This window comes from Streptomyces sp. col6 (assembly GCF_008042035.1).
In the GTDB taxonomy this organism is placed as follows: Bacteria; Actinomycetota; Actinomycetes; order Streptomycetales; family Streptomycetaceae; genus Streptomyces.
This window is the reverse complement of sequence record NZ_RDBL01000005.1, coordinates 62,919-85,693: the sequence shown is the minus strand read 5'-3', so window position 1 is coordinate 85,693 and position 22,775 is coordinate 62,919. Positions and strand designations below refer to the sequence as shown.

Here is a 22,775-nt window from a genome sequence, read left to right as displayed (position 1 = left end):
CCCCTCCCCCGTGGCCCCCGTCGCCTCGGCGACCACGCGATAGGGACGGTCGATGCGTTCGGAGGTGACCGTGAGGGTGTCCCCCTCGCGCACCACCCGGAAGGTGGCGGCCGTGGCACCCGCGTGGTCCGGCACGGTCACCTCCGTACCGTCCCCCTCGCCGAACACCCGCAGCGTGAGCCCGTCGAGCCAGTCGCCGTCCGGGCGCCGGTCGTCGCCGCCCCAGGGCAGGACCGCTCCGGGGCGGACGAGGACCGGCAGGCTGTCGAAGCCGTGGGTCTCGTGGCGCCAGACGGGTCCGGTGACCGTCTCGCCGGTGAGCAGGTGGGTCCAGGTCCCCTCGGGAACGTAGTACTCGACCTGCCCGTCCTCCGTGAAGACGGGCGCGACCAGCAGGTCGGGGCCGAGCATGTACTGCCGGTCCAGCACGCGGGTGGTCGGGTCGCCCGGGAATTCGAGGAGCATGGGCCGCATCATCGGGATGCCCGTGCGGTGGGCGGTGGCGGCGGCCCCGTAGAGGTACGGCATCAGCCGGTGCTTGAGCAGGGTGAACTTCCGGGCGACGTCGACCGCTTCCTCGCCGAACTCCCACGGCACCCGGTAGGACACGTTGCCGTGCAGGCGGCTGTGCGAGGAGAGCAGACCGAAGGCGAGCCAGCGTTTGAAGACAGCCGGGTCCGGGGTGCCCTCGAAGCCGCCGATGTCGTGGCTCCAGAAGCCGAATCCGGAGAGCGAGAGGGACAGGCCGCCGCGCAGGGACTCGGCCATCGCCGTGAAGGAGGCGAAGCAGTCCCCGCCCCAGTGCACCGGGAACTGCTGGCCGCCGGCCGTGGCGGACCGGGCGAAGAGCACCGCCTCGCCGTGGCCGCGCTCCTTCTCCAGCAGGTCGAAGACCGTCTGGTTGTAGAGCTGTGCGTAGTAGTTGTGCATCCGCTCGGGGTCGGAGCCGTCGTGCCAGACGACGTCGGTGGGGATGCGCTCGCCGAAGTCGGTCTTGAAGCAGTCGACTCCCTGGTCCAGCAGCACACGGAGTTTGGCGGTGAACCACGCGCGGGCGGCGGGGCTGGTGAAGTCGACGAGGGCCATGCCCGGCTGCCACAGGTCCCACTGCCACACGTCGCCGTTGGGGCGGCGGACGAGATGACCGAGCTCGGCGCCCTCCGCGAACAGGGGGGACTTCTGGGCGATGTACGGGTTGATCCACATGCTGATGCGGAGCCCGCGTTCCTTGAGCCGGGCGAGCATGCCCTCCGGGTCGGGGAAGACGTCCGGGTCCCACAAGAAGTCCGACCACTGGTACTCGCGCATCCAGAAGCAGTCGAAGTGGAAGACGGAGAGCGGGATGTCGCGTTCCGCCATGCCGTCGACGAACGAGGTGACGGTCGCCTCGTCGTACGAGGTGCAGAACGACGTCGTGAGCCACAGGCCGAACGACCAGGCCGGCGGGAGCGCGGGGCGGCCGGTCAGCGCGGTGTAGCGGGCCAGCACCTCCTTGGGCGTCGGCCCGGCGACGATGTAGTACTCCAGCGACTGGTCCTCGACGCTGAACTGCACCTGTCCCACCGACTCCGAGCCGATCTCGAAGGAGACCTTGCCGGGGTGGTTGACGAAGACGCCGTAGCCGCGCGAGGAGAGGTAGAACGGAATGTTCTTGTAGGCGAGTTCGCTGCTGGTACCGCCGTCCGCCTGCCAGATGTCGACGCTCTGCCCGTTCTTGACGTACGGGGTGAAGCGCTCGCCGAGTCCGTAGACGTTCTCGCCCACGTCCAGAGCGAGTTGGGCGACCATGTGGTGGACCCCGTCGGGGGTGGTCGCGAAGGCGGTGCCCTTGGTGTCGACCCCGGTCAGGCGGTGGCCGTCGGCGTCGAGAAAGGTCAGACCGTACGGACCGTCGCGGTCCAGCCGCAGGGTCAGCGGCCCGCTGGTGAGTTCGGTGACACCACCGTCCTGCCGGGTGCGGGCCCCGGACGCCGCCGGGTCCAGCCCCGGGAGGACGAAGTCCGGCCCCCGCCGGGCCTTTCCGGCGTGATGCGTGGTGCGGACGCCGATGATGCCCTCGGCCGGGGAGAAGCATTCGACGGTGATGAGCGGGGTGTTGAGGGTGTCACCGCGCGCGGCCACCCGTTTCACCGCCGCGTACGCGGTGAACTGGTCGGCGCTGACGCGCAGATCACGGATCTGGGTCGCGTAGGAGGCGCGTACGCCCTCACGCATGAGCCAGAAGCCGTCGGTGAACTTCATGCGGACTCCTTGCCCGGGGCAGCCGGAGGGGGAGGAACGGGGGAACGCGCGAGGGAGGGGTTCACCGGCCGGCCCCGGTGAAGCCGAGCCGGGCCAGCCGGACCGTGCCGCGCAGGGTGATCCGCAGGTCGCCCACGCCGGCGGCGGTCAGCCCGGCCCGGAGGGTGCGGTAGTCGTAGGGCCCGTCGGTGGCGGGCACCGGGACGGTGACGGTGATGCCTTCCACGGTGAGCAGAACGGCCCCCTCCCCCGAGGCGGATACCTCGACGCCTTCCGTACCGGTGCCGAAGTCGCAGTGGCGGTAGAGGAGTTCGTTGGCCTCGGCGGTGGCGGTGACCGCGTCGCCGTCCGTCTTCGCCCGGTCGACGATCTCGGTGCCCAGCTGCTCGTCGTAGTCGGCCGCCTCCAGACCACGGGGCAGGACCGGGCGCGGCCCGGCCGCATCGCCGTCAACGGTGACGACCGTGACGGTCCGGATGTCCGCACTGGAGGCGCCCGCCTGGATCTCGTACGCGCCGGGCTCGACTGTCCAGCGACCGTGCGCCACGTCCCAGTGGCCGAGTTCCTCGACCGGCACGGTGAACGCGACGCGCTCGGCGGCCCCGGGCGCCAGGTGCAGCCTGCGGTGCCCGGCCAGTTGGCGCAGCGGCCGGGCGACGGACGGAGCCACGGCCCGTACGTACAGCTGGGCGACCTCGTCGGAGGCGACGGCGCCCGTGTTGGTGACGTTCAGCGAGACGTGCAGCAGCTCGCCCTCGCGCACGGCGGTCAGGTCGCTGTAGGTGAAGTCGCCGTACGTGAGCCCGTGGCCGAACGGGTAGAGCGGGGTGCCCTTGTAGTAGAGGTAGGTCTGCCGGGAGCCGATGATGTCGTAGTCGAGCAGGCCGGGCAGTTCCGCGTCGGAGGCGTACCAGGTCTGCGGCAGCCGGCCCGCCGGGGAGACGTCGCCGGCGAGGACGCGGGCGAGCGCGGTGCCCGCGGCCTGTCCGCCGTGTGCGGTCCACAGGAGGGCGGGCAGGGTGGCGGCGGCGTCGGTCAGGGCGTACGGGTAGGCGGAGGTGACCGCCAGGACCGTGCGCGGGTTGGCGGCGTGGGCGGCGCGCCAGAGGCGTTCCTGCTGGGCGGGCAGGTCGAGGGTGGTCCGGTCCTCGGTCTCGCGGCCGTTGATGTGCGGGTCGTTGCCGGCGACCACGATCACCGTGTCGGCGGCTGCGGCGGCACGGGCCACGGCGTCCTCGCCGCGCTCGGTCACCTCGGTCTCGAAGACGGTCCCGGTGGCTGCGGAATTTTCCTCGCCCGGGGCGGCAACCTTTACGCCGTCGGCGGCGACTGAGACATACCCACCCGTTCCGATGTGCAGAAGGCGGTGACCGCCGGCATGGCCTTCCACCGCTTCCCACCGGAAGGTCTCCTGGACGATCCAGCCGCCCGGCTCGTCCGCGGAGGCGCGTACATAGCCGTCCTCGGCGACGGAGAGATAGCGCCCGGCCGGTTCCCGCAGGGTGATCACGCCGTTGCCCCAGTCCACGAGCGCCAGCTCGGACGGGGTGTCGGAGCAGGTCAGCGGGGGCAGGTCGGTGCGGCCGGCGAGGAGCGCGGGATCGAGTGCGCCCTCCGCGCCGCGCGCAGCGTCCCCTTCCGGGTCCGCCGGGGGGATGTGCAGCCAGCCGTCCGCGCACCTGACGCGCACCAGGTCGGCGCCCTCGGCATGGATCACCCGGTCGGCGCCGAAGCGCTCGCGCAGTCCGTCGAGCGGGGTGGAGCGGTGGATCAGGGTGCCGCTGTACCAGTCGAGCTTGCAGGCGTCGGCGAGGAGCCCGACGACGGCGACGGTCCCCCCGGCGGCGGGGTCCAGCGGCAGCAGCCCGTCGTTCTTGAGCAGCACGACCGCCTGCTCGGCGGCCTCCAGCGCGAGCGCCCGGTGCTCCTCGGTGTCGAGGGCGGTGGTGTCCGCGTACGGGTCCAGCTCGGGGTCGAACTCGCCGAGCGCGAAACGCATGTGGAGCAGGCGGCGGACGGCGGTGTCGATGTCGTGCTCGTCGAGCAGTCCGCGTTCCAGGGCCCGCCGGATGCGGCCGGTCATGACGGAGGAGTCCTGGCCGTGGTCGGTGAAGCTGTCGACGCCGGCGCGCAGGGCGGCGGCGGTCGCTTCCTCGTGGGTGTCGAAGTAGTGCTCGGAGTCGACCAGGTTGGTCGGCGCACCCGCGTCGGAGCAGACGGTCAGGGGCTGTTCGGTCCAGCTCCGAAGGTGCCGGGAGAGCAGCGGCGACACATGGTTGGGGCGCCCATTGACCAGGTTGTACGCGGGCATCACCCCGGCGACCGCGCCCGCCCGGACGGCGTCCCGGAAGGCCCGCAGGTCGTACTCGTGCAGCACCCTCGGGCGGACCGAGGAGGACGAGGTGTCGCGGTCCGTCTCGTTGTTGTGGGCGAGCCAGTGCTTGAGGACCGGAGCGGTGCGCCAGTAGTGCGGGTGGTCGCCGCGCAGGCCCCGGGTGTAGGCGACCGCGATGGCGGAGGTGAGCCCGGCGTCCTCGGAGTACCCCTCCTCGCCGCGCCCCCACAGCGGGTGGCGCAGCAGGTTGACGGTGGGGGCCCAGACGTTGAGGCCGACCCGGTCGTCCTGGGCGCGCTTGGCGCGGACTTCGTCGCCGACGGCCTCGCCGATGCGGCGCACCAGGTCGTCGTTCCAGGTGGCGCCGAGGCCGACGGCCTGCGGGAAGACGGTGGCCTCCCCCATCCAGGCGACGCCGTGCAGGGCCTCCTGGCCGGTGCGGAAGGCGCCGAGCCCGAGCCGGCCGACCGCCGGCGCGAACTGGTGCAGCATCGCGACGCGCTCGTCCGGCGTGAGCCGCTGGAGCAGATCGTCGACGCGCTTGGCGAAGGGCAGCCGCGGGTCGCGGAAGGGCTGCGGTTGTTCCGTCACGTGCGGGTCCTTCTTCAAAGGTGGGAGGTCTGGTGGTGCCGGCGCATCGTGCGGGCACCGGACGGGCCTCGGACGATCTTTCGAAGCGCTTCGATGCTCAAGGGCCAACCCCGCACGTGTCAAGGGCCGGTGACCGACCTCCCCGCCCAGCACGCGCTGCCCGTCGCAGGAAACGGTTCGGAAACGCGTCGGAGGAATCCGGCAACGAACTCTTGTGCCGCACAGACCCTTCACTTAACCTCGCTGCAACATCGAAGCGCTTCGACGGAGCTTCGATGGGGCGCCCGGCGCCCTTGATATCCCGGGACGGCGACACGTGCAGCCGCCTCCCTGTTGAACCGCTTCACCTGGGGCCGGTGACTCCGGCTCAGCCAGCAACGCTCCACCTCAGACACAGGAACCGAACGGCGGTCGCCCCGCCGCGTGTCGTCCTGGTGCGCCTCGAAGGGTTGACGCAATGACGCCGAATTCCTCCCCCTCCACCACGGCCCCGAGCCGGAGAAGCTTCCTCGCCACCGGCGCGGTCGCGGCCGTCGCCGTGGCAGGCGGGGTGCCGCTGCTCGCCGCGTGCGGCGGTTCCGGTTCCGGTGCCGGGAGCAAGGAGGGCACGACCACGGGCAAGGCCCTGAAGAAGGTCGTACCGAGCTACGCCCCGCTGAACCTGGTCCAGCCCGATGTCCCCGGCGTCAACGGTTCGAGCCCCGGCTTCACGAAGCTCCCGGACCCGCTGGTGGTCTCGGTCAAGTCCGTTCCGGGCAAGGGCTCGGAGTTCCGGGTCATGACCCCGCTGTGGGGCACGGTCCCGAAGAAGAACAACCCGTACTACACCGCCGTGAACAAGGCGGTCGGCGCGAAGCTGAACTTCGACCCGCAGGACGGCAACACCTACCAGGACAAGATCGGCGCGGTCCTCGCCGGCTCGGACATCCCGGACGTCATGACGATCCCCGGCTGGAACATGCAGGGGCAGATCCGCAACGCCATCACCGCGAAGTTCGCCGACCTTTCCCCGTATCTGGCGGGCGACGCCGTCAAGAAGTACCCCAACCTGGCCAACATCCCGACCGGTGCCTGGCAGTACTCGGTCTTCGGCGGCAAGCTGCGCGGGCTGCCCATGCCGACGCCGGTCATCGGGAACGCGATCTTCTACCGCAAGGACCTGATCGGCTCCGGTGCCGTCCCGGCGAGCGCGGACGACCTGCTGGCCTTCGGCAAGGAGTACACGGCGCCGAAGAAGAAGGTGTGGGCCTTCGACGACCTGTGGACCTGCATCCAGAAGATCTTCGGCCTGCTCCCGGACGCACCGCACTACTGGCAGCTGGAGAACGGCAAGCTGGTCCACAAGATCGAGACGAAGGAGTACCGCGAGGCGCTGGCCTTCGCCCGCAAGCTCCACGACGGCGGTTACGTCCACCCCGACGCCGAGGCCAACAAGGACGCCGACGCCAAGATCCGCTTCACCAGCGGCCATGTCGTCATGTACAACGACGGCACCGGCGGCTGGAAGGGCATGGTCACCGAACAGGCCTCCGCCAACCCGAAGTTCGACATGCAGGCACTGGACTTCTTCAGCCACGACGGCGGCGAGCCGGTGCTGTGGCAGGACGACCCGGCGGGCATCTTCACCTTCCTCAGCAAGAAGCTGCCCAAGGAGAAGATCGAGGAGTTCCTCGCGATAGCCGACTACGCGGCGGCGCCATTCGGCACCGAGGAGTTCATGCTCACCAACTACGGCGTCAAGGGCACCCACTACACGATCAAGGACGGCTCTCCCACGTACACCCCGCAGGGTGTCGAGGAGGCGCAGCCCTCCACGTTCCTGTTCGTGGCCTCGCCGCCCACCTCCATCGCCTACCCCGACCAGCCGCAGCTGGCCAAGGACTACGCCGGCTGGATGGCGCGCCAGGCCCCGCACATCAAGAAGCCCCTCTTCTTCGGCATGCAGGTCGTCGAGCCGCAGCGCTACGCCTCGCTCTACACCCCGTTCGACGACCTCCAGAAGGACATCCGCCGCGGCCGCAAGAAGGTCAGCGACATCGACGACGCGGTGAACACCTGGAAGAAGAGCGGCGGCGACAAGCTGCGCGACTGGTACCAGGACATTCTCGACAAGAACGGCTCCGGCAACTGACGCGTACGCGGCACACCACACGTACGTACGAGAAGGAAGGGGCCGCCGGGCACACGCAGCCCGGCGGCCGGGGTCAGGAGCACGACATGGGGAGCACACGGTGAAGGCACGGGCCACGGTCGCGGCCGACCCGGACCGCACCGCCGACGGGGCGAGCGCCCCGGCCGGCGGGAGCGGCACCGGGGACGGTGACGGCGGGGAAGCGAGGAGCGCGGGCAGGTCCCGGGCGGGCCGCGTCCCCAGACCCCGCAAGGAGCAGGGCAGTCCCCGGGCGGGCGGCATCACCTGGCGTCAGCGGCTGCGGCGCGACCGCACCCTGATCCTGATGACGCTGCCGGCCATCGCACTGCTGCTGATCTTCAACTACATCCCGCTGCTCGGGAACATCGTGGCCTTCCAGGACTACGACGTGTACGACCTGGGCATCACGGGCAGCCCGTTCGTCGGGTTCGACAACTTCACCCGGATCTTCGAGGACTACCGCTTCTGGGAAGTCCTCGTGAACACGCTGGTCATCTTCGTGACCCAGCTCGTCCTGTTCTTCCCCATCCCCATCGCCGTCGCGCTCCTGCTCAACACCATCATGAGCGCACGGGTGCGGGCCTGGGTGCAGGCGGTCGTCTACCTGCCGCACTTCTTCTCCTGGGTGCTGGTCGTCACCGTCTTCCAGCAGATGTTCGGCGGCGCCGGACTGGTCGCCCAGTGGCTGCGCGAGCACGGCCACGAGGGCTTCGACCTGATGACCGACCCCGGCTTCTTCAAGTTCCTGGTCAGCGCGCAGGCCGTGTGGAAGGACGCCGGCTGGGGCGTCATCGTCTTCCTGGCCGCGCTCGCCGCCGTCAACACCGATCTGTACGAGGCCGCGGCCGTCGACGGGGCCGGCCGCTGGCGCCGCATGTGGCACGTCACGCTGCCCGCGCTGCGCCCGGTCATCGCCCTGCTGCTCGTCCTGCGGGTGGGCAGCGCGCTCAACCTCGACTTCGAGCAGATCCTGCTCCAGCGCGACCAGGTCGGCGCGGGAGCCTCGGAAATCCTGGACACCTACATCTGGTGGACGGGCATCAAGACCGGCGACTTCGGCTACGCGGCCGCCGCCGGCATCTTCAAGGGGCTGTTCAGCGTCGCCATGGTGCTGGGTGCCAACAAGGTCGCCCACATGCTGGGCGAGCAGGGGGTGTACTCCAAGAAATGACAACTCTCCTGGACCAGAGGACGAGCCCGGCCGCCCGCACGGAGACACGCCTCCAGCGCGCCCTGCGCATCGAACCGCGCCCGGTGTGGGAGGAGGAGCCGACGAAGGCGGGACTCGCCTTCAAGGGCTTCGGGCTGATCGCGATCTGCGCGGTCGTCATCATCCCGATCTGGGTGGTGCTGGTGACCAGCCTCTCCGACACCAAGACCATCAACGACGCCGGCGGCCTGGTCGTCTGGCCCCGGCACATCACGTTCGTGGCGTACAAGGAGTTGCTGAGCGGGGGCGCGGTGACCCGCGCGGCCGCCGTCAGCGTCGGCCTCACCGTCGTCGGTACGGCCGTCAGCATGATCGTCTCGATCCTCTGCGCGTACGGGCTCAGCCGCCGCGACTCGTACGCGCACCGGCCGCTGCTGATGACGCTGATGGCGACCATGTTCTTCGGTGCGGGTCTCATCCCGACGTATCTGCTGGTCACCGGAATCGGGCTGAGCGACAGCTACTGGTCGATGATCCTGCCCAGCGCGATCAGCGTGTTCAACGTGCTCGTCCTGCGCGGCTTCTTCATGGACACGGCGCCCGAACTCATCGACGCGGCCCGCATCGACGGGGCCGGCGAGTGGCGCATCCTGTTCCAGATCATCATGCCGCTGTCGCGTGCGGTGATCGCGGTGATCTCGCTGTTCTACGCGGTCGGCTACTGGAGCCAGTGGTTCAACGCGATGCTCTACATCCAGGACAGCGACAAGTACCCGCTCCAGATGATCCTGCGTCAGCTGGTCCTCCAGCACCAGGTGCCGCCGGGGGCGATGGGCGCGGCCGTCAGCAACGGGCAGATCAACAGCCTCGCCGTGCAGATGGCCGTCATGATCCTGGCGCTGATCCCGGTCGCGGTGCTGTCGCCGTTCGTCCAGAAGCACTTCCAGAAGGGCATGCTCACCGGCGCCGTGAAGGGCTGACCCGGCGCCGTTCCTCCCCCTCTCCCCCTGTCCGGAAGGTATTCGCCATGCGCGCTTCGTCCGCGCCCACGCCCCGTCGCAGAACCGTGCTCGCCACGGCTGCCGTCGCCGCCGCTGCCACCGCCCTCCCGGCCGCGGGCACCGCGGCCGCCCGGGACCGCCACCCCGGCGGCCGGCACCAGCCGCACCGCTGGCGGACGGCCGCGATCGGCGGCACCGGGTTCGTCACCGGCCTGCTGTTCCACCCGTCGGTGAAGGGCCTGGCCTACGCCCGTACCGACATCGGCGGCGCCTACCGCTGGGACGCGGCGCGGGCCCGCTGGACCCCGCTCACCGACCACATCGGCTGGGACGACTGGAACCTCCTCGGCATCGAGGCGATGGCCGTCGACCCGTCCCACCCGGACCGCCTCTACCTGGCCTGCGGCACCTACGCGCAGTCCTGGGCGTCCCCCGGCGCGGTGCTGCGCTCCGACGACCGGGGCGCGACCTGGAAGCGGGCCGGCCTGACCGTGCGGCTCGGTGCGAACGAGGACGGGCGCGGCGCCGGTGAACGGCTGCTGGTGGATCCCCGGGACAGCGGGACGCTCTGGCTGGGCACCCGGCACGACGGGCTGCTGCGCTCCACGGACCGGGGCGCGACCTGGGCGCCGGCCGCCTTCCCGGCCGCCCCGTCGGAGACCGGCCAGGGCGTGATGTTCCTGGTCGCGGCGGGCCGGACGGTGTACGCGGGCTGGGGCGACGGCGGCAGCGCGCTCTACCGCACGGACGGAAGGGGCGGCTGGGAGGCGGTGCCCGGACAGCCGTCCGGGAGTGCGTCGGTGAAGGTGCCGGTGCGGGCCGCGTACGACGCCCGGGGGCGGGCGCTGTACGTCACCTACGCCGACGCCCCGGGGCCCAACGGGCAGTCCGACGGCTCGGTCCACCGGCTCGACACCGTGACGGGGGCCTGGAGCGAGGTCACCCCGGTGACGCCCGACGCCGCCGCCGGTGACGGCTTCGGCTACGGCGGGGTGGCCGTCGACGCGCGCCGCACCGGCACGCTCGTCGTCACCACCAACAACCGCTGGGGGCAGATCGACACGGTGTTCCGGTCCACCGACGGCGGTGCGAGCTGGGTCTCGCTCAAGGACACCGCCGTGGTGGACGTCTCGGAGACCCCGTACCTGCGCTGGGGCGGGGACGCGGCCAAGTTCGGCTGGTGGATCCAGGCCGTCGCCGTCGACCCCTTCGACTCGCACCACATCGTGTACGGGACCGGCGCGACGGTCTTCGGGACGCGGGACCTCGTCCACTGGGCACCGGAGATCCGGGGCCTGGAGGAGTCCTCGGTGCGCTTCCTCGTCGCCCCGCCCGGCCGGGACGGCGCCCCGCTCCTGAGCGGCCTCGGCGACATCGGGGTCATGTACCACGACTCGCTGACCGCCTCCCCGTCCCGGGGCATGGCGTCCTCCCCGGTGTTCGGCACCGCCACCGGCCTCGCCCTCGCCGCGCTGAAGCCGTCGTACGTGGTGCGCACGGGCTGGCCGTCCGGCTCCGACGCGGCCGGGGCCTTCTCCCGCGACGGCGGCCGGAGCTGGCAGCCGTTCGCCGCCCAGCCCGCAATCGCGCCCTCCGCCCCGGGACCGATCGCGGTCTCGGCGGACGGTGCGACCCTGCTGTGGTCGTTCATCCACTGGGACGGCACCAAGTACCCCGCCCACCGGTCCACCGACGGCGGTGCGAGCTGGGCCGAGGTGGCGTCCTTCCCCAAGGGCGGCACCCCGGTCGCGGACCCGGTCGACCCGCGGCGCTTCTACGTGTACGACACCGATACGGGTGCCGTGCACATCTCCCGGGACGGGGGCGCGACCTTCACCCCGGGCGCGACCGGACTCCCCTCCGGGGACGCGCAGTTCAAGGTGGCGGCGGCGCCGGGCCGCAGCGGTGACCTGTGGCTGTCCGCGAAGGACAACGGCCTGTTCCGGTCCACGGACGGCGGGCTCACCTTCACCGCAGTGCCCGGCTGCCAGGCCTCGCACGCGCTGGGCTTCGGCAGGGCGGCACCGGTGCGGGGCCGCGGGGCCGGGGCGGGCTATCCGGCCGTCTTCCAGACCGGGCGGGTCCCGGCGGCGTACGACGGCGTGGCGGTGCTGCGCTCCGACGACGCGGGCCGCACCTGGGTGCGCGTCAACGACGACTCCCACCAGTGGGGCTGGACCGGCGAAGTGATCACCGGTGACCCCCGCGTCCACGGCCGCGTCTACCTCGGCACCAACGGCCGCGGCATCCAGTACGCAGACCCCCAGTAAGGAACGGGAGACGTCATGCCGTCCCTGCGCGACGCGGCACGTGGCCGCATCCTCTTCGGAGGCGACTACAACCCCGAGCAGTGGCCCGAGGAGGTGTGGGAGGACGATATCCGGCTGATGAAGGAGGCCGGCGTCAACTCCGTCACCCTCGGTGTCTTCTCCTGGGCGAAGATCGAACCCCGCCCGGGGGCCCGGGAGTTCGGCTGGCTGGACCGGCTGATGGACCTGATGCACGCGCACGGCATCGGCGTCGTGCTCGCCACCCCGACCGCGTCCCCGCCGCCCTGGATGGGCGCCCGGCACCCGGAGACCCTGCCGCGCGCGGAGGACGGGTCGGTGGTCTGGTACGGCTCGCGGCAGCAGTTCTGCGCCAGCTCACCGGTGTACCGCCGCTATGCCGCCGCGCTCACCGAGGACCTCGCCGCACGGTACGCGCAGCACCCCGCGCTCACCGTGTGGCACATCAACAACGAGTACTGTACGCACTGCTGGTGCGACGAGACGGCGGGCCACTTCCGCCGCTGGCTGCGCAGCCGGTACGGAACGCTCGATGCCCTCAACGAGGCCTGGGGCACGGCCTTCTGGAGCCAGCGCTACGACGCGTGGACGGAGATCCTGCCGCCGCGCAAGGCGCAGTACATGAAGAACCCGACGCAGGTGCTGGACTTCAAGCGCTTCACGTCGGACGCGCTGCTGGAGTGCTTCGTGGCCGAGCGGGACATCGTCGCCCGGCACACCCCGCACATTCCGGTGACGACGAACTTCATGCCACTGTGGTCGGGGCAGGACGCCTGGGCCTGGTCGGCCGAGGAGGACATCGTCTCGGTCGACGTCTACCCGGACCCGCGCGACCCGTGGGGCGGGCAGTACAACGCGATGCTCGCCGACATGACGCGCTCGCAGGCCGCCGGCCCGTGGATGCTGATGGAGCAGGCGGCGGGCGCGGTGAACTGGCGGGGCGTCAACCATCCCAAGCCGGAGGGCCTGAACCGGCTCTGGTCGCTGCAGTCGGTGGCGCGCGGGGCCGACGCGATCTGCTACTTCCAGTGGCGGCAGTCCCGGCAGGGCTCGGAGAAGTTCCACTCCGGGATGCTCGGTCACGCCGGTGCGCACGGCCGCTCCTTCCGCGAGACCAGGCGGCTGGGGGCCGAACTCGCCGCGCTCGGAACGTCGGTGGCGGGCACCGAGGTGCGTGCCGACGTGGCGGTCCTGCACGACTGGGACGCCTGGTGGGCGGGCGCGCAGGAAGGCAGCCCCTCCAGGCTGCTGGACTACGCCGAGGTGGTGGGGCGCTGGCACCGCGCCCTGTGGGAGAACGGCACGCCCACGGACTTCGCCCGCCCCGACGCCGACCTGAGCCGGTTCAAGGCGGTCGTCGTGCCGCACCTCTATCTGCTGGACGACGCGGCCGTCGACAACCTCGTGGCGTACGTGCGGGACGGCGGGCGGCTGGTGTGCGGCTTCTTCACCGGCGTCGCGGACGTGGACGACCGGGTCAGGCCGGGCGGGATGGACGCACGGCTGCGCGAGCTGTTCGGCATCGCCACCCTGCACGAGTGGTGGCCGCTGGAGGCGGACGCCACCGTGGAGTGCGACGGTTTCCGGGGCACCCTGTGGTCGGAGGAGCTGGAGGCGGCGGACGACGCCGAGGTGCTCGCGGCCTACCGCGACGGCGAACTGGCCGGGCTCCCGGCCGTGCTGCGCAGGGGCCGCGCCGTGTACGTGTCGACGCTTCCGGAGCCCCGGGCGCTGCGGGCGCTCCTGGCCGACGTGGTCCGGGAGGCCGGTGCGGAGCCGGTGCTGGCCGGACTGCCGGAGGGCGTGGAGGCGGTGCGCCGGGGCGACCTGCTGTTCCTGCTGCACCACCGCCGGGAGATGGTCACCGTGGCCGTCCCCGGCACGTACGAGGACCTGCTGACCGGGCGGTCGGTGACGGACCGGATCGCGCTCGGCCGCTACGGCGTCGCCGTGCTGCGGAGCACCGCGCCGTGACCGGACGCACGGACATCGACGGCACCTGGGAGCCGCGCCCCGCCGCCCGCTGGGAGGACGCCTTCCTCGCGGGGAACGGGCGGCACGGGGCCATGGTGTACGGCGACCCGGCCGACGACCGGGTGGTCGTCACCCACCACACCCTGGTGCGGCCGAACGGCAGTGAGCACGTCCGCCCGCCCGAACTCGCGGACCGGCTGGACCGGTTGCAGAGTGCCCTGCTGTCCGGGGACACCACGGCGGCGGAGCACTTCGGTGCGGGACGGCCCCTGGTGTGGGTGCAGCCCTTCCACCCCGCCTTCCGGACCCGCGTCCGGCCCGTCCCCGGCAGCGCGCCCACGGACCCGCCCGCCGGCTACCGGCGCTCCGTCGACTTCGCCACCGGGGAGATCACGGCCGCCTGCGAGAGCCGGCGCGGCCGGGTCTTCGTCTCGCGCGCCGACGACGTGATCGTCCAGCACGTCACGGGGCCGGGGCTCGCCGTGGACGTGACCCTGGACCACGCCCTGCCGGGCGCCCCGCCGCGGCTGGCCGTCGGGCGCAGCACCGTGCTGACCCCGGACGGCGCCCGGCTGACACTGCGCGCGGGCTACCCCGACAGCGACCTCGCGTACACCGGCGTGACGGTGCTCCGCACCGAGGGCGGGCGGGTCTCGGTGGCGGGCGAGGGAGTCCGGGTCGAGGGGGCGAGGAGCCTGCTGCTGCTCACCCGGGTGCGCCGGCACGCGGGCCATCTCGACCTGGCGGCGGAGTGCGCCGCGCTGCCGGGCGACGACTACGCCACGCTGTTCGCCCGGCATGTGGCCCTGCACGGGCCGGCCTTCGAGCGGGCCTCGCTCACCCTGGACGCCGACCCGGCCGAACGGCTGCTTCCCGGGAGCGAGCTGGTCCGGCGGCCGGAGAGCCCGGCGCTGCTGGAACGGCTGTTCGCGGCGGGCCGCTACCATCTGCTGTCCGCGTCCGGGGCCCTGCCGCCCCGGCTGACCGGACTGTGGACGGGCGACTGGGACACCGCGTGGTCGGGGGCGTTCACCACGAACGCCAACCTCAACCTGCAGATCGCCTCGGCCGCCGCGGCGGCGCTGCCCGAGGTGTCCGAGGCGCATGCCGCCCTGGTGTACGGGCAGCTGGCGGACTGGCGGGACAACGCGCGTGCGGTGTTCGGCGCGCGTGGCGTCGTGGCCCCGTCGCACACGGACGGCGAGTCCGGGCACACCCGCCACTATCAGCGTGCCTACCCGCTGCATCTGTGGACGGCCGGCGCGGACTGGCTCCTTGAGCCATTGATCGAGCACGCCGAGACGACGGGCTCGGAGGACCCCCGGCTGACCGCCGCCCTGCACGAAACGGCCCTGTTCTACGAGGACTTCCTCACGCGGACCGGCCCCGACGGGCGGGTGGCCGTGGTGCCCTCGTACTCGCCGGAGAACCGTCCGGCCAACGCGAGCTGGGGCACGGTCGACGCGACGATGGACCTGGCGGCGGCCCGGCACGCGCTCACCGCCTCGGCCGACCGCTGCCCCGGCGACCCGGCCGCCGCGCGCCGCCGGGCGCTGGCGGACCGGCTCGCGGAGTACCGGGTCAACGAGGACGGCGCGCTCGCCGAGTGGGCGTGGCCGGGTCTGGCGGAGACGTACGACCACCGCCATCTCAGCCACCTGTATCCGGTGTGGCCGCTGGACGCGATCAATCCGTACGACACGCCCGAGCTGGCCGCCGCCGCGCACCGGGCGCTAGAACTGCGGGGCGCGGAGAACGACTCGGCGCACGGCCATCTGCACCATGCGCTGATCGCGGCGCGGTTGCGGGACGGGGCGCGGGCGTCGGCCGCGGTCCGGTCCGTGCTGGCGGGCGACTTCTTCCACGACTCGCTGATGAGCGCCCACTACCCGTCGCGCAACGTGTACAACGCGGACGCGGCGCACGCACTGCCGGCCGCCGTGATCGAGTCCCTGGTGCAGTCGACGCCGCACCGGCTGGTGCTGCTGCCCGCGCCTCTCGCGGGCTGTCCGGGCGGTGAACTGCGCGGTGTGCGTACGCGGTTCGGCGCCGCCCTGGACCTGAGCTGGTCGGCCGACGGCGCCGCGAGGGCCGTACTGCGCCCGACGCGTGACGCCCGTGTCGATGTGCGTACGGGCGACAGCAGTGCGCTCACCGAAGCCTCCGCCGGCTCCCCCTCGGCTCCGCTGGAGCTGATGGCCGGCGTGGACCGCGTCCTGGAACTCCGGCCGCGGTAGCACTCCCCCCACCCACCATGGAAGGACGACCATGGCACGACGCACCCGTACCCTCAACAGGCTCGCGCTGACCCCGGCGGTGGCGCTGGCAGCCCTCGTCGGCTTCGCCGCTGCCCCCGCCCAGGCCGCCGTCTGGTCCTCGTCGGACCAGTGGGGCACGTACACCACCACCGACAACTACACCCTGTACAACAACATCTGGGGTTCCGGCGCGGGCACCCAGTCCATCTGGGCCAACTCCTCGTCCGACTGGGGCGTGTGGGCGGACCACCCGAACACGGGCGGCATCAAGTCGTACCCGAACGCCAAGAAGGTGGTGAACAAGCCGATCGGCTCGCTGTCGTCGCTCACCAGCACGTACAACGTCACCGTCCCGTCGTCCGGCGCCTACAACACCTCGTACGACATCTGGGACAGCGACTACGACTACGAGGTCATGCTGTGGGTCAACTACAACGGCGCCGTGGGCCCGTTGGGCACCTCGCAGGGCACGCTGACGCTCGGCGGACACACCTGGACCGTCTACAAGGGCGACAACGGTTCCAACCAGGTCTTCTCGTTCCTGCGGACGTCGGACTCCACCTCGGGGACCGTGGACATCCTGCCGATCCTGAAGTGGATCAAGAACACCAAGGGCTGGTGGGGCAACGAGACCATCGGTGACGTCCAGTTCGGCTACGAGATCACCTCGTCGGCGGGCGGTCTCGACTTCCGTACGAACGGGTTCGGCGTCTCCTCCAGCTGATCCGCGCACCCGAGCGGGCCGGCCCACGCGCGGGGGCCGGCCCGCTCGGTCACACCGGGGCGGGCCCGGTGCTCTCGCGCACCGTCAGCTCGGGTGCCAGCAGCTCCACCTCGTCCGTTCCCCGGCCGGAGAGCTTGGCGACGACCTGCTCGACGGAGCGGCGGCCCATCTCCTGGGCCGGTATGGCGACGGAGGTGAGCCGCACGGAGGCCTGGGAGGCCACCTGCTCGGGGCAGATCGCGACCACCGACACGTCCTCGGGCACGGCGCGGCCCTGCTGCCGCAACAGGTTGAGCAGCGGTTCCACCGCCGCCTCGTTCTGCACGATGAAGCCCGTGGTGCCGGGTCGCTCGTCGAATATCCGCGACAGCGTCTGTGCCATCGCCGCGTATCCGCCCTCGCACGGCCGGTGCAGGACGCGCACCCCGGTCTCCTGCGCCCTGGCCCGTACGCCGTCGACGGTGCGCTCGGCGAACCCGGTGTGCCGTTCGTACACCGCCGCGGCCTCGCCGATGACAGCGATCTCACGGTGCCCGAGGCCGGCCAGGTGTTCCACGCAGAGCGCGCCGGTCGCCTCGAAGTCCAGGTCCACGCAGGTCAGTCCGGTGGTGTCGGCGGGCAGGCCGATGAGCACGGCGGCCCGGTCGGTCTCGCGCAGCAACGGCAGCCGCTCGTCGTGCAGTTCGACGTCCATCAGGATCATGGCGTCGGCCAGCGAGCTTCCGGTGATCCGCCGCACCGCCGCGGGGCCCTCCTCGCCGGTGAGGAGAAGGACGTCGTAGCCGTGGGTGCGGGCGGTGGTGGCGACCGCGATGGCGATCTCCATCATCACGGGCACGTACATGTCGGTGCGCAGCGGCACCATGAGCGCGATGATGTTCGACCGGCTGCTGGCCAGCGCACGAGCCCCGGCGTTGGGGTGGTAGCCGAGCTGCTGGATGCTGCGCTCGACGCGCTCGCGGGTGGCGACGGAGATGGAGCGCTTCCCGCTGAGGACGTAGCTCACCGTGCTCGCCGAGACTCCGGCGTGCTGCGCGACCTCGGCCAGGGTGACCATTCAGCTCTCCCTCACGGACGTCGTCGAACCCGGGACGCTAAGCGGTCCGATCCGGCGCTTCCGGTCAGATGTGGCGAAGCGCTTCGACTCCGCTCTCTCCGCCTGTGACATGGAGAGACAGCGCGAGCCTAGCCCCGCCACGACAGCATGTCCAGACCACTGTCGAAGCGCTTCGACTCACAGGGGGCGACCCCGGCTGCTGCAACGATATGCCCGGCGCCCGCCCCCGTCACACCGGGTCAGCCGCCGAGCAGCACCGGGAAGGACTCCATGTCGTTCTGCGTCATGACCGGGAGGTTGCGCAGCTCCGTGTCGGGAACGGCGAGCCGCAGCCCCGGGAAGCGCGCGAAGAGCGCCGGCAGGGCGATGCCCGCCTCGACCCGGGAGAGGGCCGCGCCGGGGCAGATGTGCGGGCCGTGTCCGAAGGTCATGTGCCGGACCGGGGTGGCGCGCGTGATGTCGAAGGCGTCGGCGTCGGGGCCGTGCTGCTGGGGGTCGCGTCCGATCACCCGGTACGAGATCACCACGCCCTCGCCCTTGGCGATGACGCCGTCCCCCACCTGGATGTCCTCGGTGGCGAACCGCATGAGCAGATGGGTGGTCGGGGTGTCCCAGCGCAGGGTCTCCTCGATCACGGTGTCCCAGGAGACCTCGCCGTCCAGAACCATCCGCAGCTGCTCGGGGTGGGCCAGCAGGGCGCGTACGGCGTTGAGGATGAGCCCGATCGTGGTCTCGTGCCCGGCGGCCACCATGGCCTTGAGGTTGCCGACGACCTCCTCCTCGGTCAGCGGCTCGCCGCCCTCCTCGGCCAGGATCAGCGCGGAGGTCAGGTCGTCGGTGGGCCGCGCGGTCTTCTCCCGTACGAGTCCGGTGTAGAAGACGTCCAGGTCGGCGAGGAGCGCGAGGCGCTCGTCCTGCGGGGTGAGCATGGAGAAGAACGCCTTGTACTGACGGGTGAGCATGGCGTTCTCCGCCGGGTCCACGCCCATCAGCATGCCGACGACCCGCATGGGCAGCGGCTGGGCGAACACCGACTTGAGGTCGACGACAGCCCCGGCCCGGCCGCCCTCCTCCAGCGCGTCCAGCAGCTCCGCGGTGAACTTCTCGATGTCGGGGCGTATCGCCTCCAGACGGCGGGGCGTGAGCGCCTGCGAGGTCTTGGTCCGCAGCCGGCGGTGCTCCGCGCCGTCCACCGTGAACATGGACCGCCCGGCGTCGATCATGCCGATGAGCGGCCAGGCGTGCGTCACCTCGCCGCTCTGCCACAGCCCCCAGGCGTTGATGTCCTTCACCAGCCGCGGGTCGACCAGGAGGCGCCGGGCGTCCGCGTGCCGGGTGAGGGTCCACGCCGGCACGCCGAGGAGCTCGATCCGGGCCAGCGGCCCGGCGTCGCGCAGCCGGGCCGTCTCGCCGTCCAGGTCCCGGACCATCGGGTCGATGACGACGGTCGCGCCGTGCTGGGCCGCCGCCTGCGCGGCGTGGGGGCAGTTCACGAGAGGTCTCCTGTCGTGCGTACGGGGGTGAACCGGACGGGGAGCGCGGTGGTGCCGCGGAGGAAGGCGGAGGGCCGTCGGACGAGGTCCTCGGCCGGGACATCCAGCCGGAGGTCCGGCAGCCGGTCGAGCAGCACCTCGATGCCGGTCCTGGCGATGATCTCGGCGATCTCCTGGGCGGGGAACGGGCACCGGTACTCGCCGTGGCTGAAGGCCAGATGCGCCCCGTTGCCGCCCTGGGCGAGGCCGCCCCCGGACACGCCCTGGCGGATCAGCGGGTCGGTGTTGGCGGCCCCGAGCCCGAGCAGCAGCATGTCCCCGGCCCGGATGCGCTGCCCGCCCAGCTCGGTGTCGCGCGCGGCCCAGCGGCCGGCGAGGATCTGGGTGGGGGTGTCCTCCCACAGCACCTCGTTCATGGCCTCGCCGATGCTGCGCCGGCCGCCGGCCATGGAGTCGGCGAACTCGTCCTCGGTGAGCATCAGCCGCACGGAGTTGCTGATCCAGTCGGCGGTGGGCAGGTGCCCGGCAGCCGTGACGGCCATCAGGTCGAGGGTGTACTCCTCGTCGGTGAACTCCTCCGGGAAGTCGAGCATCCGGGTGGCCACGTCGTCCCCCGGCTCGGCCCGCTTGGCGGCGAGCAGCCGCGCCATGTGCTCACCGAAGCGCAGATGGGCGCTCTGCGCCTCGGGGCCGCCGTCCGCCAGATCCTTCAGCACTCGGGCGATGGCGGCGCCCTCCTCGTCGGGGAAGCCGATCAGGCGGGCGAGGACGAGCACCGGGAGCGGTTCGCAGAAGTCGGCGACAAGGTCCGCGGTGCCCCGCGCGCACAGGCCGTCGATCAGCCGGTCGGCCAGCTCCTCGCAGTGGCCGCGGATCCGGAACGGGTCGGCCCCTTCGAGCGCGGGTCCGACCATGCGGACGTGCCGCTGGTGCTCCTCCCCCGCGCTGAAGTAGATGGACGGCAGGGGGCGCCCCACCATCGGCAGCAGGGGCCAGTCGTCGGGGACGTGCGGCCACTGGTTCCAGAAGCCCACGTCGCGCGGGAACAGTGCGCCGTCACTGGTGACCCGGTGGAGTTCGCGGTATCCGATGACCAGCCAGGCGGGAAAGCCGCCCGGCAGCTCCACGGGGACGACCGGCCCGTGGTCGCGACGCATGGTGCGGTAGACGGTCTGCGGTTCGGCCTGGAAGCCGGGGCCCCAGAGCGGCACCGCGCCGGAGTGCGCGGGGCACCCGGGAGGGGCGGCCGCGGTGGCCGGCGCGGACTCTGCCGGGGAAGGGCGCGTCATGAATCCTGACTCCTGTGGACGACTGCACGCGCCAAGATCACGCGATCAACACTCGTTCACTATAAGGAGTTTGTGTGATGCGGTCCGGTCAATCGCGATCAATTCCGGACCATGGACCGACGCGCCCCGCACCTCACCCCGTCCGCAGCCCCGGATCGCTCACCCCGGGCTCGCCCGTCTCCACGTGCCCGGCGAAGCGCCGCAGGAAGGTCTCGTCCGCGTCGCTGGTGACGGTGACGTCGTACCAGCGCTTGCTCCGGCGCAGGTCGAGGGTGCGCCTGACGGTCGCGCCCGCGCCCACGGTGACCGTCTGCACCGCTCCCCCGTAGGCGGCGGCGCTGCGCAGCGTGAGCCGCACCGCCCCGGTCCCGGTGTGGGTGAGGGTGACGTCGAGAGCGCCCGTCGCGGCGTCGTGACGCACCGTCACCTCCGACCCGGCCGTCTTCCCGGGGCTTCGGAAGGAGCGCAGGAATCCGTTCGGTCCGTGGACGGTGAGGTCGGTGACACCCTTCGAGTACGCGGTGTTCCAGGTGTCCGCGACCGACGCGCCCGCGTGGGCGGTGTACGTCCAGGGGCCGTCCGTGCGGTTGCCGGACGTGACGAGGAACTGGGCGCCCGCCCCGGGGCCCCCGCCGAAGGTGAGCCGGAAGGTCCCGGCGGACGCGTCGGCGGTGCCGTCGACGAACGGCGCGTACGGCAGCGGGCGGGTGGGCCGTGAGCCCGGCTCCTGGGCCGGCACCGCTCCGGTGGCGGGCGGCACCGGCACGTAGTCGGGGTGCCGGTCGCCGTCCGGGGGCTCGTAGGCGGCGGTGGACGGAAGCTCGGGCGCCGAGGCGTCCGTACGCCCGAAGTCGAACGCGGAGGTGAGGTCGCCGCACACGGCCCGCCGCCAGGGCGAGATGTGCGGCTCGCGCACACCGAAGCGCCGCTCCATGAACCGGATGACGGAGGTGTGGTCGAAGACCTCGGAGCAGGCGTAGCCGCCGGTGCTCCACGGCGAGACGACGGTCATGGGCACACGCTGGCCGAGCCCGTAGGGTCCCGCCGCGTACCGCGCGTCACCGGGGAAGTAGTCGGCGGCGGTGTCCACGGTGGACAGTCCCTGCGCGGGCCCGGACGGGACGTACGGCGGCACGACGTGGTCGAAGAAGCCGTCGTTCTCGTCGTATGTGATGAACAGGGCGGTACGCCCCCAGACCTCCGGGTCCGAGGTGAGCGCGTCCAGCACCTGCGCGATGTACCAGGCGCCGTAGTTCGCGGGCCAGTTGGGGTGCTCGCTGTACGCCTCGGGCGCGGCGATCCAGGACACCGAGGGCAGCGTCCCGGCCCGGATGTCGGCCTTCAGGTCGTCCAGCAGACCGCCCCCGTTCTTGAGGTCGCTCCCGGTGCGGGCCTTGTCGTACAGGGCGTCGCCGGGCTCGGCGTCGCGATAACTGTTGAAGTACAGCAGCGAGTTGTCCCCGTAGGTGCCCCGGTAGGCATCACCGATCCAGCCCCAGGAGCCGGCGGCGTCCAGCCCGTCACCGATGTCCTGGTACACCTTCCAGGACACCCCGGCCTGCTCCAGCCGCTCCGGATACGTGGTCCAGCCGTACCCCTTCTCGTCGTTGCCCAGCTCGGGCCCGCCGCCGGCGCCGTCGTTGCCGGTGTACCCGGTCCACAGGTAGTACCGGTTGGGGTCGGTCGACCCGATGAAGGAGCAGTGGTACGCGTCGCAGACGGTGAACGCGTCGGCGAGCGCGTAGTGGAAGGGGATGTCCTCCCGGGTGAGGTGGGCCATCGTGGTGGCCGTCTTGGCGGGCACCCACTGGTCGTAGGCCCCCTTGTTGAACGCCCGGTGGCCGCCCGCCCAGTCGTGGTTCAGGTCCTGGAGGAACTGCAGGCCCAGCTTGTCGGCGGGCGGCCGGAACGGCAGCACCTCCTTGCCCACCGCGTCCGCCTGGTGCCACACCGGCTTCCCGCTGGGCAGGGTGACGGGACGCGGGTCGCCGTAGCCGCGCACGCCCTTCATCGTCCCGAAGTAGTGGTCGAAGGAACGGTTCTCCTGCATCAGGACGACGATGTGCTCGACGTCCTCGATGGTGCCTGTGCTGCCCCGCGCCGGAAGGGACGCGGCGCGGGCGATGCTGCTCGACAGGGCGGTGAGGGCGACACTGCCCCCGGCGAGCTTCAGCAGCCGGCGACGGTTCAGTTCTGCCATGGGTGGGGGCCTTCGCGGGTGG

Annotated in this window: 13 protein-coding genes; 7 read left to right on the top strand and 6 right to left on the bottom strand. The window is 71.8% G+C overall.

The features are described from left to right. Both yicI and EAO73_RS03865 read right to left on the bottom strand, forming a co-directional pair. A partial coding sequence (yicI, locus tag EAO73_RS03870; RefSeq protein WP_147970093.1) for an alpha-xylosidase occupies window positions 1-2,241 on the bottom strand: 2,241 nt, incomplete at its 3' end. A gap of 61 nt (window positions 2,242-2,302) precedes the next feature. Further along, window positions 2,303-5,167 carry a glycoside hydrolase family 3 C-terminal domain-containing protein gene (locus tag EAO73_RS03865; RefSeq protein WP_147970092.1) on the bottom strand — a complete coding sequence of 955 codons (2,865 nt, stop codon included), beginning with the start codon at window positions 5,165-5,167 and terminating at the stop codon, window positions 2,303-2,305. 457 nt (window positions 5,168-5,624) lie between these two features. On the opposite strand from EAO73_RS03865, the gene EAO73_RS03860 reads away from it, so the two are divergent. The 7 genes from EAO73_RS03860 to EAO73_RS03830 all read left to right on the top strand — a co-directional run bounded on the left by EAO73_RS03860 (window position 5,625) and on the right by EAO73_RS03830 (window position 16,714). Continuing rightward, window positions 5,625-7,298: an extracellular solute-binding protein gene (locus tag EAO73_RS03860; protein WP_224756175.1), complete on the top strand. Its 1,674-nt coding sequence runs from the start codon at window positions 5,625-5,627 to the stop codon at window positions 7,296-7,298. A gap of 100 nt (window positions 7,299-7,398) precedes the next feature. Then, window positions 7,399-8,490: an ABC transporter permease gene (locus EAO73_RS03855; RefSeq protein ID WP_147970091.1), complete on the top strand. Its 1,092-nt coding sequence runs from the start codon at window positions 7,399-7,401 to the stop codon at window positions 8,488-8,490. Continuing rightward, the gene (locus tag EAO73_RS03850; RefSeq protein WP_147970090.1) at window positions 8,487-9,449 is read left to right on the top strand and encodes a carbohydrate ABC transporter permease; all 963 of its coding nucleotides are present in this window, start codon (window positions 8,487-8,489) and stop codon (window positions 9,447-9,449) included. Before EAO73_RS03855 ends, EAO73_RS03850 begins: the two co-directional genes overlap by 4 nt. A 47-nt stretch (window positions 9,450-9,496) precedes the next feature. Further along, complete coding sequence (locus EAO73_RS03845; RefSeq protein ID WP_147970089.1) at window positions 9,497-11,740, top strand: sialidase family protein; 2,244 nt, start codon at window positions 9,497-9,499, stop codon at window positions 11,738-11,740. A gap of 15 nt (window positions 11,741-11,755) precedes the next feature. Continuing rightward, window positions 11,756-13,732, top strand: a complete 1,977-nt coding sequence (locus tag EAO73_RS03840; protein ID WP_147970088.1) for a beta-galactosidase — start codon at window positions 11,756-11,758, stop codon at window positions 13,730-13,732. Next, window positions 13,729-15,969, top strand: a complete 2,241-nt coding sequence (locus EAO73_RS03835; RefSeq protein WP_147970087.1) for a glycosyl hydrolase family 95 catalytic domain-containing protein — start codon at window positions 13,729-13,731, stop codon at window positions 15,967-15,969. Before EAO73_RS03840 ends, EAO73_RS03835 begins: the two co-directional genes overlap by 4 nt. A gap of 31 nt (window positions 15,970-16,000) precedes the next feature. Then, the gene (locus EAO73_RS03830) at window positions 16,001-16,714 is read left to right on the top strand and encodes a glycoside hydrolase family 12 protein (RefSeq protein ID WP_147970086.1); all 714 of its coding nucleotides are present in this window, start codon (window positions 16,001-16,003) and stop codon (window positions 16,712-16,714) included. Between the two features lie 49 nt (window positions 16,715-16,763). Here the strand turns inward: EAO73_RS03830 and EAO73_RS03825 are convergent, their stop codons facing one another. From EAO73_RS03825 to EAO73_RS03810, 4 genes are all read right to left on the bottom strand, one after another. After that, window positions 16,764-17,771, bottom strand: coding sequence for a LacI family DNA-binding transcriptional regulator (locus EAO73_RS03825; protein ID WP_147970085.1), 1,008 nt, complete (start codon window positions 17,769-17,771; stop codon window positions 16,764-16,766). A 239-nt stretch (window positions 17,772-18,010) separates the two neighbouring features. Next, complete coding sequence (locus tag EAO73_RS03820; RefSeq protein ID WP_147970084.1) at window positions 18,011-19,264, bottom strand: cytochrome P450 family protein; 1,254 nt, start codon at window positions 19,262-19,264, stop codon at window positions 18,011-18,013. After that, window positions 19,261-20,553, bottom strand: a complete 1,293-nt coding sequence (locus EAO73_RS03815; protein WP_147970083.1) for a cytochrome P450 — start codon at window positions 20,551-20,553, stop codon at window positions 19,261-19,263. The genes EAO73_RS03820 and EAO73_RS03815 overlap by 4 nt, the downstream gene beginning before the upstream one ends. 133 nt (window positions 20,554-20,686) lie before the next feature. After that, a complete protein-coding gene (locus EAO73_RS03810) occupies window positions 20,687-22,753 on the bottom strand; it encodes a phosphocholine-specific phospholipase C (RefSeq protein ID WP_147970082.1) in 2,067 nt (688 codons plus the stop codon). Window positions 22,754-22,775 lie beyond the last annotated feature (22 nt).